The organism is Butyrivibrio sp. TB, from assembly GCF_900110805.1.
Lineage (GTDB): Bacteria > Bacillota > Clostridia > Lachnospirales > Lachnospiraceae > Butyrivibrio > Butyrivibrio fibrisolvens_C.
Genome location: NZ_FOER01000014.1, coordinates 84142 through 99172 on the forward strand (window position 1 = coordinate 84142; position 15031 = coordinate 99172).

At 39.6% G+C, this 15031-nt stretch carries 12 protein-coding genes; all 12 read right to left on the reverse strand.

What is annotated here, in order from left to right; translation table 11 throughout:
- Positions 1 to 170: 170 nt before the first annotated feature.
- On the reverse strand, positions 171 to 2219 hold the full coding sequence (locus BMX21_RS10750; protein WP_092044125.1) for a hypothetical protein: 2049 nt from the start codon (positions 2217 to 2219) through the stop codon (positions 171 to 173).
- Positions 2212 to 3414: a glycosyltransferase family 2 protein gene (locus BMX21_RS10755; protein WP_092044127.1), complete on the reverse strand. Its 1203-nt coding sequence runs from the start codon at positions 3412 to 3414 to the stop codon at positions 2212 to 2214. Before BMX21_RS10755 ends, BMX21_RS10750 begins: the two co-directional genes overlap by 8 nt.
- 4 nt (positions 3415 to 3418) lie before the next feature.
- A complete protein-coding gene (locus BMX21_RS10760; protein ID WP_092044130.1) occupies positions 3419 to 4600 on the reverse strand; it encodes a radical SAM protein in 1182 nt (393 codons plus the stop codon).
- Positions 4601 to 4635: 35 nt separating this feature from the next.
- Positions 4636 to 6093, reverse strand: a complete 1458-nt coding sequence (locus BMX21_RS10765; protein ID WP_092044132.1) for a CDP-glycerol glycerophosphotransferase family protein — start codon at positions 6091 to 6093, stop codon at positions 4636 to 4638.
- 27 nt (positions 6094 to 6120) lie between these two features.
- On the reverse strand, positions 6121 to 6624 hold the full coding sequence (locus BMX21_RS10770; protein WP_092044135.1) for an adenylyl-sulfate kinase: 504 nt from the start codon (positions 6622 to 6624) through the stop codon (positions 6121 to 6123).
- Positions 6625 to 6634: 10 nt separating this feature from the next.
- Positions 6635 to 7408 carry a phosphocholine cytidylyltransferase family protein gene (locus tag BMX21_RS10775; RefSeq protein ID WP_092044138.1) on the reverse strand — a complete coding sequence of 258 codons (774 nt, stop codon included), beginning with the start codon at positions 7406 to 7408 and terminating at the stop codon, positions 6635 to 6637.
- The gene (locus BMX21_RS10780; protein WP_092044141.1) at positions 7408 to 8016 is read right to left on the reverse strand and encodes a gamma-glutamyl-gamma-aminobutyrate hydrolase family protein; all 609 of its coding nucleotides are present in this window, start codon (positions 8014 to 8016) and stop codon (positions 7408 to 7410) included. The genes BMX21_RS10775 and BMX21_RS10780 overlap by 1 nt, the downstream gene beginning before the upstream one ends.
- Positions 8017 to 8781 carry a class I SAM-dependent methyltransferase gene (locus tag BMX21_RS10785; RefSeq protein ID WP_092044144.1) on the reverse strand — a complete coding sequence of 255 codons (765 nt, stop codon included), beginning with the start codon at positions 8779 to 8781 and terminating at the stop codon, positions 8017 to 8019.
- A gap of 6 nt (positions 8782 to 8787) precedes the next feature.
- Positions 8788 to 11145, reverse strand: coding sequence for a PEP/pyruvate-binding domain-containing protein (locus tag BMX21_RS10790; protein WP_242952909.1), 2358 nt, complete (start codon positions 11143 to 11145; stop codon positions 8788 to 8790).
- Positions 11142 to 12155 (reverse strand): glycosyltransferase family 32 protein, encoded by a 1014-nt coding sequence (locus BMX21_RS10795; RefSeq protein WP_177174005.1) that lies wholly within the window; start codon positions 12153 to 12155, stop codon positions 11142 to 11144. Before BMX21_RS10795 ends, BMX21_RS10790 begins: the two co-directional genes overlap by 4 nt.
- A gap of 102 nt (positions 12156 to 12257) precedes the next feature.
- A complete protein-coding gene (locus BMX21_RS10800; protein WP_177174006.1) occupies positions 12258 to 13400 on the reverse strand; it encodes a glycosyltransferase family 2 protein in 1143 nt (380 codons plus the stop codon).
- Positions 13401 to 13443: 43 nt separating this feature from the next.
- Positions 13444 to 15003 (reverse strand): glycosyltransferase family 4 protein, encoded by a 1560-nt coding sequence (locus BMX21_RS10805; protein ID WP_092044157.1) that lies wholly within the window; start codon positions 15001 to 15003, stop codon positions 13444 to 13446.
- Positions 15004 to 15031 lie beyond the last annotated feature (28 nt).

The window sequence follows — 15031 nt, forward strand, 5'->3', positions numbered from 1 at the left end:
TAAAACTGTCAACTCACTGATTGATCAGAATAAAATACAACTAATAATTGGCAATGATAAAGCCCAAAAGCTCAGTATTATAAAATAGAATCGATAGGAAAGCCATCCCGTAGCAAGACCTAGTATCGAAAGATAGCCTTGACAAGTTGCTATCTTTCGATACTTGTTTATTAAAGTACTTCTCGTATATCCGTCATCCTTCCAAAGAACGGATCTTCTACCACCAACTTATAGAACTCTTCGTCATTAACATGAACCTTCTTTATCAGTGACAGAAGTTTTTCATCCATCCTCTTATTAATTGTCCTATGTTCCTCAGGCGCAATACCAATATAATCCTTGAAAAATGCTTCTATCCCAGCCTGAATATCCATTGCACACCGGATGGATTCTGAGCTTCTGGTCTCAATCGCAAACACAGGGTTGCCCTCAAGATCAAACTCATCCACCGATGGATCTGGAGAAGTAACAATAGTCTCCAACACATAATAATCGTCAAATATTGCGCTGGCATCTCTCTCCTCATCACTGTAAAATGGCTGTATATCAAGATTATTCCTCTGCATGAACTCTGGCTCAAGCTGCAGGAAATAAAATCCCTTCAGATGCCCATCGAAGAGTTTTTGCAAAAAGAGCTGTGACGTTCCCTTAGCAACAAAATCAAACACCGCTATTTGCTTTCCCTTAGCACCAATCTTTTCAATATACTTTTTATAATTTTCTTTCTGTTGATTTGATTTTTCTATTATTAGAGCCGTCCTGCCCTCTGCGCTGTCAAACTCTTTATCTATTCCGAACCTTACCTGTAATGCTTTCCTGTCGTCGCCAAAAAAGCGCATGCTATCAACATATTCAACATCCGCAGCACTCTCCATTCCGGCTCTTATCGCTGCTGTTCTGGATGTCATGAAATACTTCGAATCAATGCTATTATCTATTTGGGAATAGAGCTTTTGAAGCAGATACCCGTCCCTGGCACAAAACAGTATTTCATCAATATCAGCTTTATGCACCATTTCCTTAAACCAATGAGTAAAATCAACCATTAACGGGCCTATAAAATCATATCCCAGTTCATAAGCAGAACTCACACTCAGTTTCTTTTCATTCTTTTCAAAGCAGAATGGATCTCCAAACAGCCTTGAAAAAACCATCCCAAGCTTGACTTTATCTGCTATTGATTGCATTTCAGCTTCAATCCCAAGTCCTCCTAGGGTGTAAAAGAGATCTCGGCCGTTCAATACTCTGAAAGTATCTATCCCTGATTTTTCCGCAGATTCAATATCTGTATATTCATCATCTCCTACATGGAGAATCTTTGCATTTTCTTTTCCACCAAAGGCATCTCTTACCTGGTCTTTGAGCACGTCAAAAAGCCCCTGATTCTTGGCTTTTCCATATTCGCATGAAATAATGATATCTTGATATCCGTTTATCCCCAGATCATTAAGAAGTTCTTCTATCTGTCTTTTTGAATAATAGCAATCTGTAGTGATATAGACTTTCCCACACACCTTGGCATGACTAAAAGCTTCATCCATTCCGGCCCTCTTTACAATAAGGCCTTGGTCTATCTTTCGCTCAAGCTCTGCCATATCTTCTGCACTCAAAGAAACATCGCCACAATCTTCCAATAGTCGTCCGTAAATATCAACCAACTTAGGGGCAAAGCTCTTAGATAACTCTTTTTCTAAACCAAGTCTCCTTTTAGCAAAGTCATCTATTACTATTCCATTCTGCCTTAACTTATAATCAACAAGTTCAAAGACATCTGTATATTCAAATACTTTCCTGACAACAAGGGTATCAAATAGGTCGAAACTCACGGCATCTGCTTTATCAATTTCATCCATCAGTTCTTTCTCTGAACCAGCCTGAATGCCTTCAAAATCATAGGCTACCTCAGTCTTCTTTAAGAGATTCTTTCCTCTGACATCTAGTAGTTTTATTCCCTCTTTAGCACACCTTTCACCAATTTGTTTTGCTATCGCTTTACAAGACCCAGGCCTTGCAACCACAATAATTGTATGCACCCCAACCTTCACTGCCTCGTCTAGAGATATAATTCGGTGCCCATACATCTCACCTGAATCCCAAAAGCCATCCAAAAGGCCAACAATACTAAGGCCATCGCCATGCTGCGCAATGAACCTCTCTGTTTCGGTGCCAAGACCGTAAATTGCTATATTTTTATTTAGTAAGTTTTCAAGATTAATCATTGAGCATCCTTATAATGTCAGCATTCTCAACCATTTCCATATCCATATTTATAATCGTCTTATCAGGAAATCTGTCCTTCAGATCTCTGGCAATTGCATCCCTTGTAGCCCCAAAAGAATTCGCTATGACAATCTTTTGGCAGTTACAGTTGCCAATCTCATCAGGAGATACTATCTCAATCCCTCGACCCTGAAACTTCTCGTAGTCCCTGTCTGCGCACATTGCAATTTTGCAAAAACCAGATTCCGTCAGGTGTCTGTAGAGGTTTGTCCCATAAACTCCCATTCCATAGATAATAATCTCATCTCCCCTGTTAACATCCTTATATGGGAAAAGAGTTTTCATCTCTTTCGTTTTTCCCTGTATGAATCCCATTCTGGGAATCACAAGGAACAGCACATATTTCTTCCACTGTTCACACAAGCCATACCCAGGATCACTGTTTTCAAACTCACGCAAAGCCGAAGTATAAAGCGCTTCGAATCTTCTCCCCAGCATCTCGTCATGCTCCTGTGTCAGGATCATCGAATCTGTACGCTGTCTGTAGTGATAAAGACATTCGTCTGAAATATAGATAGATTCAGCATTTGACAAAAGCGGGTAATTGCAGGCTGCATCTTCGCCCATTGTAATGGATTCATCAACCCCAAGCTGATAATGCATCAGCATTTCCCGCTTGTACATCTTGTCCCACATTGAGGGAAACAGACCCCATTTGAAGAAATGTTCACCGCAGATCATACGAGGAAACACTACGCTCTTAAGCTCCTCAGCGCCATATCTCCCTGCCTCAAATCCGTGTTTCACCGGCTTTCTATGATCACCATAATCCTCATAATGACCGCACATGACCAAATCAACATCTTCACGAATCATTAGCTCATGAAGCGATTCTGTCATCTGTGGCTCAATCCAGTCATCGCCATCGACACATTGAACATACTTTCCAGTAGCTCTTTTGATGCCTGCCTTACGCCCAGAGACGAGCCCTTCATTTGCTTTATGAATGACAACTATACGCGAATCGCGACTGGCGTATTCATCGCATATTGCAGGGCAGCTGTCTTCTGATCCGTCATCCACCAAAATTATTTCCAAATTACCGTATGTCTGTGAAAGGATGCTTTCAATGCATTGCCTTAAGTATTTTTCTACATTGTAGATTGGAACGATAATACTTATGAGATCCTGCATTCTATCACCCCATAATAAATGTGTCACAGTATTTACAGTTTCCGCAGTATTGACGTCCCTTGTACAGAGCCTCTCTCACCTTGGTAAACTTGGTCCCATACCACACATCCGTAATAGTCTCTTTTGTCAGATCTCCTAATGTCCACTTGCCAAGGGCATCGTTACAACACAGCGACACCTGACCCGTCGGCCTGACTATCATCTGTCTGAAGGGTAAAAGACATCTGTCATCCGGATACTCTCTCAAATCCTTTCTGTTTGGTGCATTCCCACCGCGGGATGTAAGGATCTCCTGAGGCTTTCTCAGAACAATTGTCACTTTCTTATTTAATTCAAGCTCAGGATGAGATTCTATATATGCTTTTATCTCCTGACAAGGCTTAATAAGGCTAAGCTCCTGATTGTAATTGTCGATTATAAACTCATCCAGGTATTGCACAAGCTCTTTAAACTTTTCCAGAGAAAAGAGAGTTCCATTGGTATACATATGAATCCTTGCCTTAGGTAGGTGTTCCCTGGCGTATTTGTTAAACTCAATTATTCTGTCATCCAGAAGCGGTTCATTATTTGAAAAAGTTGTAAAACGCCCTGAATACTGAAGCTCTTCCAACTGCCCTACTATATTTTTGAACAACTCCTCCGACATTACAGCTTTTTCTCTTGGATCTTCATTCCTGTTAACAGGGCAGAAACTGCATATGCCGTTACATCTATTGATAGTCTCAATCTCTATATGACTAAAGAGCGGTTGGTTCTTATAAGCACGTTCCACCGCTTTATTGACTTCATTCCTGGAAAACTCAAGTTTCTTGGATTCAGACCACTCAGCCTCCGATTCTGCTTCCTTGGTTAAAAGATAAGGATTAACTATAAGCTCGTCTGTCTCATAGAATCCATGTACCGGGTTTATAAAAAAGGAATACTCTGTGACCCCAAGCTCTTCCAGCTGCTGCGCCATACTCTCGGCATAAAGACTAGCAATAATGATCCGGTAGTCTCCGCCCTTGTAAAGCTCTGCTGCTCTCTCAGCTGTAATGATCTCTTTTCCATTACAAAAAGTGCCGATCTTATTACTGTCATTATCAATAAAAAAATCGACATTTTCGGAACCATATTGCTCCAGTGCACGCTGTCCATAAAAGCCTGCGCCGAAGATGATGATAGGATCATTCTTTGAATTGTCCATAGCACACCTCACAATATTGGAGCCCGGGTAAGTATTTATAACCTATTCTCTACAAAATCATAAATCCTCTCGCAGACCTGGCCATCGAACAGGCTCGTCATGTAATCCCGATAGGGTTGGAGCTGCTCTTTTTCGTAGTCCTTGCCTGCTTCAATCATGCTGATAAAGCTTATAACTTCATCTGTATTTCTGGCCTTGTACATAGCCTTGTACCAGGCCTGATCCTCGTAATCGCCGTACTGTACCTCCTTTATGATAAGGAGAATCGGTTTCTGATAATAAAGATAATTCAGGTTAAGGGACACCTCTATATCAGAGATTAATGCATCAGAAACACTGCTTGCTGCGTAGTATCCCGGCTGAAAGTCCACTATTACCGAGTAGTTTTCTTCATATTTCCTTATTTTTTCCACATACTCCTTATGTCTAAGGCTGAGCGGATGAGGACGCCAGATAAGAATAGTGTCACTATTATCTTTTGGGAAAAGAGCTAAATACGGCTCGATATTGTACAGCGCAGAGAAAATAACCGTCTTCCCTTCAATTGCATCAAGCCACTCCTTTGGTATTTCCGGCTGCGTGTTCATCGTTTTGTAAAGCCTGTCCATTCTAGGATATCCAAGGCGTAGCATCTTATTTCCCCAGGTCTTGTCATGACCGACTATCCAGTCGCAGAAATACTCAGAGCCAATAAAATAATCCACCTTATTTCTAAGGTCTTCTCTAAAGACAGTCTCAAACTGCTCAACTTCTTCATCATCATATTTAATGTACTGGTGAGCCAGAAACGGTGTTATCTGTATAGCTATATTCTTTCTTGATGATCCAAAATCCCAATTATAAGGAATATAATACAGCCAATAGCCAAGGTTATAGCAAATTTTAATCTTACACCCCTCGAGCCCGGGATTTGATAAGGAAATGCAGCGAATGCCTTTTTCTTCGTAAGCGTCAATCATTTTCCTTAATCTTCCAAGATTATTATGCCCAGCAAAACTCCATTCCCCATCATCCAGGTAAGGAAATACAAGCAAAAAGCTCTTGCCCTTTTCCCTATACTTCTCAACTAAAGGAATTCCCGCCTCGACGAAATAAGCAAAAACAGTAGAGAAAAAAGCTGCGTCAATGTATTCCGGAACCTCGTTCTTCATGAGGGTTTTCTTCAAACAATTCCAGTCCTCATGCTTAGAATAGTATAAGTCAGTATAATCCTGAAGATGGATTTCTTCTCCAAGCATCGCACGTAACTCTGCAGCTACTTTAGCTTTTACTCCAGAATCGCCAAGTGCAATAACTATCATGTCTATATTATTGGCAGCGCAGTAATCTTTTAAACCATTTTTTGCAATCACAGGATAGCCATTGATCTGTGTTCCGACCTTTTCAGGCGATGCATCGCAATAAGCACACATCTGATAACATTCACTATGTTCCTCAATATTGAAGCTCCTTCCGAGCCTTCCTGCGCCATATATAACATAGTTTTTTATCATAATTGACTCGCTCTTTTATCAGGTGTCTTAAATGCTTCTCAGAATGTTCTTGACGATTTCTTCAGGTTCTTTTGATCCATCATTATCGACTATAATGTCAGGGTTTGTGGGTTCCTCAAATTCGAAAGTTATACCCACAACATTTTTGTCAGTCTCACTTGTGTTCCCACTGTAAAGACCTTTCTGATCTCTTTTCCTGAGGACTTCCATTGGAACACGCACATATATCTCTTTGTAGTTAGTAATATTGCTCCTGTTCCAATCTCTTACAGAATGAAACATGGAAATAGTGCAGATGATGACATTTACCCCCTGATCAGCCAGCAACTTGCATATTCCGGAATACCTCATGGCACATTCCCTTCTGGCATCCTCAGAATAGCCCAGGTCACTTGCTACAGCTTTACGCAGTTCATCTCCGTCAAAGAAGACTGTCTTGTCATGTTCGGCCTTAAACTGTTCATAGAACAAACGCCCTATTGTAGTCTTTCCGGCTCCGGAAAGACCTGTTATCCAAAACACTGTTGCCATATCCGCATCCTTATGCCAATTCGCTCTCAGCCAGTTTCAGATCGCTGACATCATCAACCTCGAACCAGCCTCGATTTATGTGCATCGCCTTCAATTTATATCCTTCATCTATCATTCCCTGGAGAAGGTCCGTCATATACATCTTATTGTACTTTCTATCAGTTCTCCAAAGCGAAACGCCTTCATCACTTCTCTTTTTAGCTTCATCTGCCGTTGCCAGCATACCCTTAAGGCCGTCTCCCCTAAACCTCATCAAACCGATATATTGCGACATTACCCTGTTGATATCGGTAGTCTTCTGGCCAATCTCAGTAAGATTATCATCACCGTCAAACATCAGAGTTTCTGCATCATCCAGAGGATTGTCATTTCTCTTTCTCCAATAAGATTCCCATCCATCATCCACAATAACCCCAGCCTCAGCATTGCAGGAAAGGATAGTATTCAGCACTTCTTTGTTATAAATGATATCTCCGTATGAGATAAGGATATCCTCTTTCATCACATCCCGGGCACACATCAATGAGCAAACCATGTTTGTGGTTTCAAAATCCTCATTGAATATGATTGTAATTCCTGTACCGCTAAGTTCCTCTCTCAAGGCATCGACTCTATATCCGCCAACTATAGTGATGTCCTCCGACTTTATACCACACTCCAACATCACGTCAAGTTGCCTTCTAATAATGCTCTTTCCATTAACTTCTACCATGCATTTGGGTCTGTCATCAGTTAATGGCCTAAGTCTCGTCCCCTGTCCGGCTGCTAATATTATAGTTTTCATCAACAAAAGAGCTCCTTTACTGTTTTTATGTCATCACCCTCAAAAGGATCATTTCTTTCCGGATGCCACATCGTACCAAGAATCGGAAGTTCCTTATGCCTTATAGCTTCTACAACTCCATCCTCTGTAGCAGCTATCATATCAAGTGGTCCTTTGCACATGAAATCTTTTTGTACACATCCGTAATTATGGTAGCTGTTCACAATTCTATCCGTGATAACACCGCTAATTAAATGCCTGGTGGCAACATGTCCTTCAATCTTAGTTAACGGATATTTGTAATAATCCAAAATCACCTGCATTCCTCTGCAGAAACCATAAACCGGAATACTATTTGAAATAGCTGTCTCCAAAAGAAGCTTTTCCGTCTCATCCCGTTCAGGTGCATCTCCACCCAACGACACCAGATTATTTCCTCCGGAAAAAACAATCCCTGCAAAGTCCATATTATCAACCATATCCTGTACAATCATAGGCACATTTGGAACAGGTACCGGTAAATAGCCACACTCACTTATAAAGCGGGCTATATTCTGATCTGCGCAATCACGCCGCTCCCCATATGAAGCTACTATTTCAACTCGTTGAGTAAACAAAACCTTTTTCATTTATTTCTTCACCTTTGCAGTCCATGCTCTTGATTTATAAGGCACAACAACGGAGTCCTTATCCTTCAGGATTTCTTCAATATTCCTCAGAATCCTTTCAAATCGTTCAGGTCCAGCCTGTGCCTGTATATCATTAACACTACGCCATGTGTTAATGTACCTTTCTTTTGTCATTACTTCTTCATGCTTAGCTTCCATGAAAACAATATCATCAAAATTATCTCCCAGCTTTTCTTCCATCACCTCTGTAGTAATAGATTTACCCGATGAAACCCTGTTAAGTTCCGGCACTTCGTGCTTAATCATTTCTTCGATTTCCATGTGAAGAGGACTCGATGTAATATTCCTAGGATTCCAAATCGCAGTAAAATACCCTCCCGGCTTTAGAATTCTTTTAAACTCATTTGAAGCTGCCACAGGTTCTGCCCAGTGAAAGGACGACCCCATCAGCACCCAGTTAACGCAAGAATCTTCAAGCCCCGTTTTTTCAGCTGAGCCCTCTCTCCATTCGAACGCCTCAATACTACTAAATGCAGCAATTCCCTCATTCCTCATAGCATCGTTAGGTTCAATTGCATAACCACGCAAGCCAATCTCATACAGATTACTTGTCAATTTGCCTGTCCCGGCTCCCACATCAGCAACCACCAGATCATCGCCCATACTTCTGGCAATATGATCTTTTACATAGCAAAGCAGTTCCTTGGAATAACCCGGCCTATTAACATAATACTTCGCAAGTTCAGTAAAATCTCCCTGTTTCATCTTCTGTCATCTCCTTAAAACTCGTATTGTCTTTTGTCTTGCATCTAATTCAACTATCTGAGAACGTCTTACTTTATTGAACAGCTTCTCTCCTACACCAACCGCTGCAGGTATGCTTAATTCTCCGGCTCTTATTGCCATGTGCGAATTAGCACCCCCATATTGGGTAATAAATCCTGCGATTTTATGAGAAAATATCCAGTCGTATCCGGGATCTGCGCTCTTTATTAGAACTATTTTCCCGGATATGTCTCTGCACGCCGATTCACTGATTGAATCCCCGGTTATCTCTACCACCTCTGCAGTCACTTCACCGGATGTAATATAATTAGGCTCAGTATCTGGGTACTCAAAAGCATAGATGTCTTCCTGCGAAATGATAACCGGCGGTAACGTCAGCATTGATGTAATCGCAGCTTTTCGTTTGCCGCATTCTATGCTTCCTTTTATTACTTCCTCCGGATCTTCTGTTGTAGAATAGAGTCTTAAAATACTTTGAATGCTAATGTAAGACATATCATCAACAGTCAGGCCGTATTCCACACCAATTTTCCTAAGAAGCCTCAACACTTCTGAAATATGCCTTGTAAAAATAAACTTGCTAAGCTCACGCTCTTCGATTACCGATTTGATAAAATCTATAAGTCCAAGTACATCATTGGATAAGCCACACTTCTCTAATGAACTTTTAAAAGCCTTCATCTGATCAAGCGATAGTTTAAACTCCTTCTTCTCACTTTCGGAATTGCTACCTGCTGACCAGTCAAAATAGAGCTCGGGTTTCTCATCATATCTGGGTGAACAGATATCATATGTACCTGGTCGCAAGTGTCCATACTTATCCAAAAAACCTTGTTTAGATAAGTTGTAATGATCCGCATTCATCTGCGAACTTATTGAATTTAAACTGTTCATAAACAGATGATAATCATCGTCAGAAAGTATCCCGCAGCTCACAGATGATTTGAGCATCTGTACCGCTATAAAAGCACCTCTGGCAAGTCCGGCAAATGGCAATGTCCCATAACGCTTACAATCTTCGATAAGCCAGTACACCTTATCAATATCGCTCAGATCGCTGCCCACTATTTCATCATAGCGTTTTTCAAGTATTCTTATCTTTTCCCAGTCCTTGCGCCACAGACCGTTATCAAAATCCGTGATGTTATTAGTAACTTCCCTTAGTGCGTCTACAATGTCTTTTATCTCGCCATCGTTAAAACCATAGTCAGTCAAAACCTTAATGCGATCGTCAAGATCAAATGTGTAACAGGAAAAAACAATATCGAATTCCGCCTTATCATGCGCAAGAGGATTCTCACGAAGTCGCTGCAAATAGTAGTTAACAAGCTTCTCGCTAAGAGTTTCTTCTAATGAAGCCGGAACAAAAGAATTAAAGCTAACCCTCACATCAATGTATGGCAATCCCCCAAAATCAACGAGCAGAGGAAAACTCCTCAAATTACGATAACCATAGTTGTCTCTTTGATAAGCCCAGATGTTATCCGTGATCAGTTCCCTATACAGAGATATCGCAAGAGGTTTTGGTCTAACACCTATCATTTCTGCAGGATTCCAGTCAGTCATAACTGAATATATAGTGCTATCACCGCAAAGGAATGGTTTCTTTTTCTGATTATTGCCTATCTTAGAATAAATATCTTCAAGGACAACTTCTATCCTCGCAGTACTGTTGCTATCTTCTCTTTTGTCCACCAAAACCAATGGCCTTACTTGTAGAATATACAGATGTCCTTCCTTGTCAAAAGCGAATTCAACATCCAGATTAGGTATCTCAAATATTCTTTCTAATTCTGAGAGCGTCCCACATAGTATTGCCATTCTTTCATCAATATTTTTTTCTACTTGTTTGGGAGAATGTTTATAGATATATAAAAGCTTTTCTTTGCTCTCACCTGAAGTAATCGCATCTGTAGCTCCGGATGTGTCGTAACTGATCACATAGTATTCACCTAATGTGTTCGGATCCATTGTAAATGCCACGCCGCACAAGACAACGTTTTCAAGCATTGGCTGAATCAACACCTGGTTGTCCGGATTATCATCTTCATATGATGCAATTACCTGATTTACTGCATTTTTAAGACAATCTGCATCTGTGCCTATGTTTTGAAGAGAAAGATTCTTACCCGCATTAGAAGTCGACGCTGTATCCTCATCTACAGCGCTTGAACGAACTATGACTTTACTATGCCCGAATGTTCTTCCTACATTGTCAATAATGATTGGTGCATTATTCCCCCACTCATTTACGCAAAAAGATACCTGCGGTAACACTATCGCATTTTGTAAAAGTCCTTCTATTGACTTAAGTGTATCTGCTTTGGTTGATAGTTTGATCAATGACTGCATCCCCACTTTTTTGCAAGTTCTTTCATCGCACGGTATTTTTTGTTAACAGCCTCACGAGAGTTCCATCCGCCCACGCAATGATGAACACCAAACGAAGTATCTTGTATATCTAAATCACCGGTAAACCAGTTCCTCGGAGAAAAAGAGTCTCTAGGAAGTATTATATTTCCATCAAGATTCTGTAACTTGCCATTTATCAGAAACCCCTGCTGCCTCATAAAGGAATCCATAAATATAGGTTGTACATCCTTCAGTGTGAGCTGCTTATCAACACCAAAAGCTCTATCCTCATATGCATTCAAAATTCTTTTAACTATGTCAGAACCTTTTTCTGCACCAAAAGCTGCCAGCTCCACATCTCTGATTGGTCCAAATCCTGTCACAAATCTTGCACCAAGTAAAGGATCAATACTCTTTAGTAATTCCAAATCAAGATCAAAATAAAAACCGCCATATGTATGAACCATATCAAGTCGGGCATAGTCTGTCACATATGCCCATTTTCTGGCTTTGTATGCCTCATACATGTATTTATTCTTTGTTACATCATAGTTATGAGTATTCCACTCCTTTATTTCGTAATCAGGGCAGTACCTCTTCCAACTCTCAATACATTTCTTGGAAAGCTCGTCCTTTTCTTCACCGCTGAACCAAAAACAATGAATGATTTTAGGAATTCGCTGAAGCCCCAGATCATTCAGACTGCGGCAGTCGTCATCTATCCTGTTCATTATCATCAGTGGAAGGCAAAAGCATGGAACATCATTTAGTTCTGGTATAACTTCCAACTGATCATACATTTCAAGTGCATACGCATCTGATGCCACCAGAATAACCACATCGCTCAGATCATCATTGAGAAGATAATTAAATGAGTGAATCTCTTTTTGATAACCACAAATATCGTATGTGGTCCCGTCCTTATTCAAGTCGTTATCTACAACATAATCAACATTCTCAGCAAGTTTAATCTCCGGATAATTCTCACTCATAACTTGCATAAAAGTTGTTGCTCCAAAAGCAATAATACGTTTTTGATTTGTGGAACTAATAAAATTCTGAAACTGTGAGTTTTCACATTTCATTTCATACCTCAAACTTCATTATCTACTAAAGACCTCTAATCCCGTTTGCGTCACAAAATCAGCATATTCTTCGCATTTCACATTAAACACCTTAAGAAGCTCATCTCTTAATGTGCGAAATCGTATATAATTTCTAGCATTCTCATATCCAATCACTTCCAGTTGTCGTGAAATTTCTTCATCGTACACCTCAGAGGCAACAACAATCATATTAGCTTTGCTCTGCTCGAATTCACAAACCTCTACCCCACAGATAGTATCATGAGCTTTCGCGTCAAAAATGTGATTAACATTAATTCCACATCCCACCAATAGATCTGTTAGAATCTGTCCCCACATTCCAGCTCCCCAAATCTGAACTGTCTGTTCCTCATGAAACACTTCGTTTAATACCTGTTTACACTTATGATGGTATTCTTTATTAAGACACATTTCTTTAAAGAAATAGTTTCTTACTTTGTCTTCTGTATCCTTTTTCATTTCATCAATATACGAATCTTCCGTTAGTTCCATATATTTTCTAGAAATGTTATATTCGTCAATTTTGCATTGTAAAGAAGCGCTTCTTCCGCCAAGTTTATATACACTGACAAGCTCATCTACCCACTTAATTTTGATGCCTTTATATGTTGCTCTGCATATCCAATCGAAATCAGCGGATATTTTGTAGTTCTCATCAAATCCCCCTAAACTATCATAAAGGCTTCGAGGGACAAATGTGGCTTGATGGGGATAAAAGATCTCAAAATATGGAGATTTAATGCTCTTATCAGAATAACAAACAGATAATTTGTCTCCATACTGTACTCTTCCTATAACAATCGAATTATCACCTATAATCCACTTAGAAATGTCTTCTAATGAATGATTGGTTGAAAAATAGTCATCACCATTTAGAAATAGCACGACGTCGCCAGTCGTGTGTTTAATTGCCTTGTTCATGGCATCATAAATACCCTCATCTGGCTCAGATAAATAATAATCTATCTCGTATTGGTACTGTTCTATTATTCTTTTTGTTCCATCTGATGAAGCGCCATCAATAATTACATATTCACACGTAACATTATGTTGACTCAATACCGAAAGAATTGTTCTCTCTATTGTATCTGCACAATTAAAAGTAACAGTAATGATACTGAACTTAATTGGTCTGTTCATAAAGAGCCTCCTGCTCATAATCTCATGTAACGGATTAATGGCCTCATTCATGCAGATGTGGTAGATAGCAAGGGTTGTTGCATACTATGAAATAGTCAACATTCAATTGTTTTCCATACTCTTCAAGTTGGTACATCACAGCTTCTACGCTTTCAGGTCTTCCCATTGATACAATAATGCAATCCACACTATCTATCACTTCTCTTACAGGTTTATAAACTCTATATCCAAGAAATGTTCCTTCCTTATATGTGTCAATATAGCCTTCCACCTTGAGGTTAAGAATATTACACCATTCAACCCCAATAGATCCCAACTGTCCTGTTCCCCAAATCATAGCATTATGGTATTTCTCACATACTCTATCCAAATGATATAGGTACCAGCAGTGTTCCTGAGTGAACTTAGAGTATTCCCCTACCAATTTATCCTGATAAAAACTATTCAATTGTTTCAATACACGTTTTGTAATACTGTAACTTTTATGTGTTCCCAATCCGTCAACAATCTCATGGTAATAAGATTTAAGAGCGTCTCCCACGACACTATATGTATGATATGATTTGTATGTATCTATCTCGTTGCTTATAATATCTTTTAGTTTTCCATTATTTCGCAATTCTATGAACTCGGCAAACTTTTCATATATTGCTTCTGCACTATAATCCGATGTTAAAAAACCATTTTCACCATCTTGTACCAACTCCTTAATTCCAGCTATAGGTGTTACAATAATTGGTACTCCATTAGCCATAGCCTCCACCACAGCTCCAGGGTATGATTCCATCAGACTTGCATGTATTAGCAAATCCGCATTCACAAGATATTCACCAACCTGATCTGAATATCCCACAAAAGTAACATACGATTCAATTTGATTTTTCCTTACATAATTAAGGCATTTTTCAAAGTATTCATTGTTGCATTCCCCTAGAAAGCTTATATGAATATCGATGCCATTTTGCGCGCAAATATTGATGAACTTCAGAATCTCCAACTGGTTTTTCAGCCATGCGAAGTGCGCAACGCATACCACTTCATAACTTTTTTTCTCACCATATGGTATTATCCGATCCAATTTTGCAGAAGTGCATTCATATGCTACTCTTATACATTCAGACCTTATTCCCAAACCTTCTGACCATATCTTAGAAAACCATAAAGAATCACAACAGTGATAACAAGGGAAAACCTTTTCCCATTTAATATTAAAACTCCTCTTGTTCACCGGATATATAGACATAAGACACGGAATCCTGTTCCGTTCCGCACTTATTTCGACCGCAGGATTCAGTTGCATATAATGAATGATATCTGGTTTATAATTTGTAATGATCTCATCTATTCGATCTGCATCTTTAATAGCTGTAATAATATCCAATTCTTCAATACATGTCGCAGAATTATATATTTCTGTGCCCCATTCTAAACACAGCGATGAACATAAGTTTTCATATTGCTTGTCATGACCTCCACTACGGTCTTCCTGAATTATAACCTTTACAGAATTCCCCATTATACTTGAAATTCTTGCATGTGCTAGTAACTGACGTGCAGCTCCACCTACCACATATGGATGCGCCAGAAAATATAATATTCTCATATGTTTATACCATATACATCAGACCTTT

Excerpts from the sequence above, each read along its gene's own strand:
- BMX21_RS10795 (WP_177174005.1), bottom strand. The coding sequence starts at position 12,155 with ATGCAAGTTATGAGTGAGAATTATCCGGAGATTAAACTTGCTGAGAAT.
- BMX21_RS10760 (WP_092044130.1), bottom strand. The coding sequence starts at position 4,600 with ATGGACAATTCAAAGAATGATCCTATCATCATCTTCGGCGCAGGCTTT.
- BMX21_RS10755 (WP_092044127.1), bottom strand. The coding sequence starts at position 3,414 with ATGCAGGATCTCATAAGTATTATCGTTCCAATCTACAATGTAGAAAAA.
- BMX21_RS10785 (WP_092044144.1), bottom strand. The coding sequence starts at position 8,781 with ATGAAACAGGGAGATTTTACTGAACTTGCGAAGTATTATGTTAATAGG.
- BMX21_RS10800 (WP_177174006.1), bottom strand. The coding sequence starts at position 13,400 with ATGAACAGACCAATTAAGTTCAGTATCATTACTGTTACTTTTAATTGT.
- BMX21_RS10780 (WP_092044141.1), bottom strand. The coding sequence starts at position 8,016 with ATGAAAAAGGTTTTGTTTACTCAACGAGTTGAAATAGTAGCTTCATAT.
- BMX21_RS10750 (WP_092044125.1), bottom strand. The coding sequence starts at position 2,219 with ATGATTAATCTTGAAAACTTACTAAATAAAAATATAGCAATTTACGGT.
- BMX21_RS10775 (WP_092044138.1), bottom strand. The coding sequence starts at position 7,408 with ATGAAAACTATAATATTAGCAGCCGGACAGGGGACGAGACTTAGGCCA.
- BMX21_RS10805 (WP_092044157.1), bottom strand. The coding sequence starts at position 15,003 with ATGAGAATATTATATTTTCTGGCGCATCCATATGTGGTAGGTGGAGCT.
- BMX21_RS10770 (WP_092044135.1), bottom strand. The coding sequence starts at position 6,624 with ATGGCAACAGTGTTTTGGATAACAGGTCTTTCCGGAGCCGGAAAGACT.
- BMX21_RS10765 (WP_092044132.1), bottom strand. The coding sequence starts at position 6,093 with ATGATAAAAAACTATGTTATATATGGCGCAGGAAGGCTCGGAAGGAGC.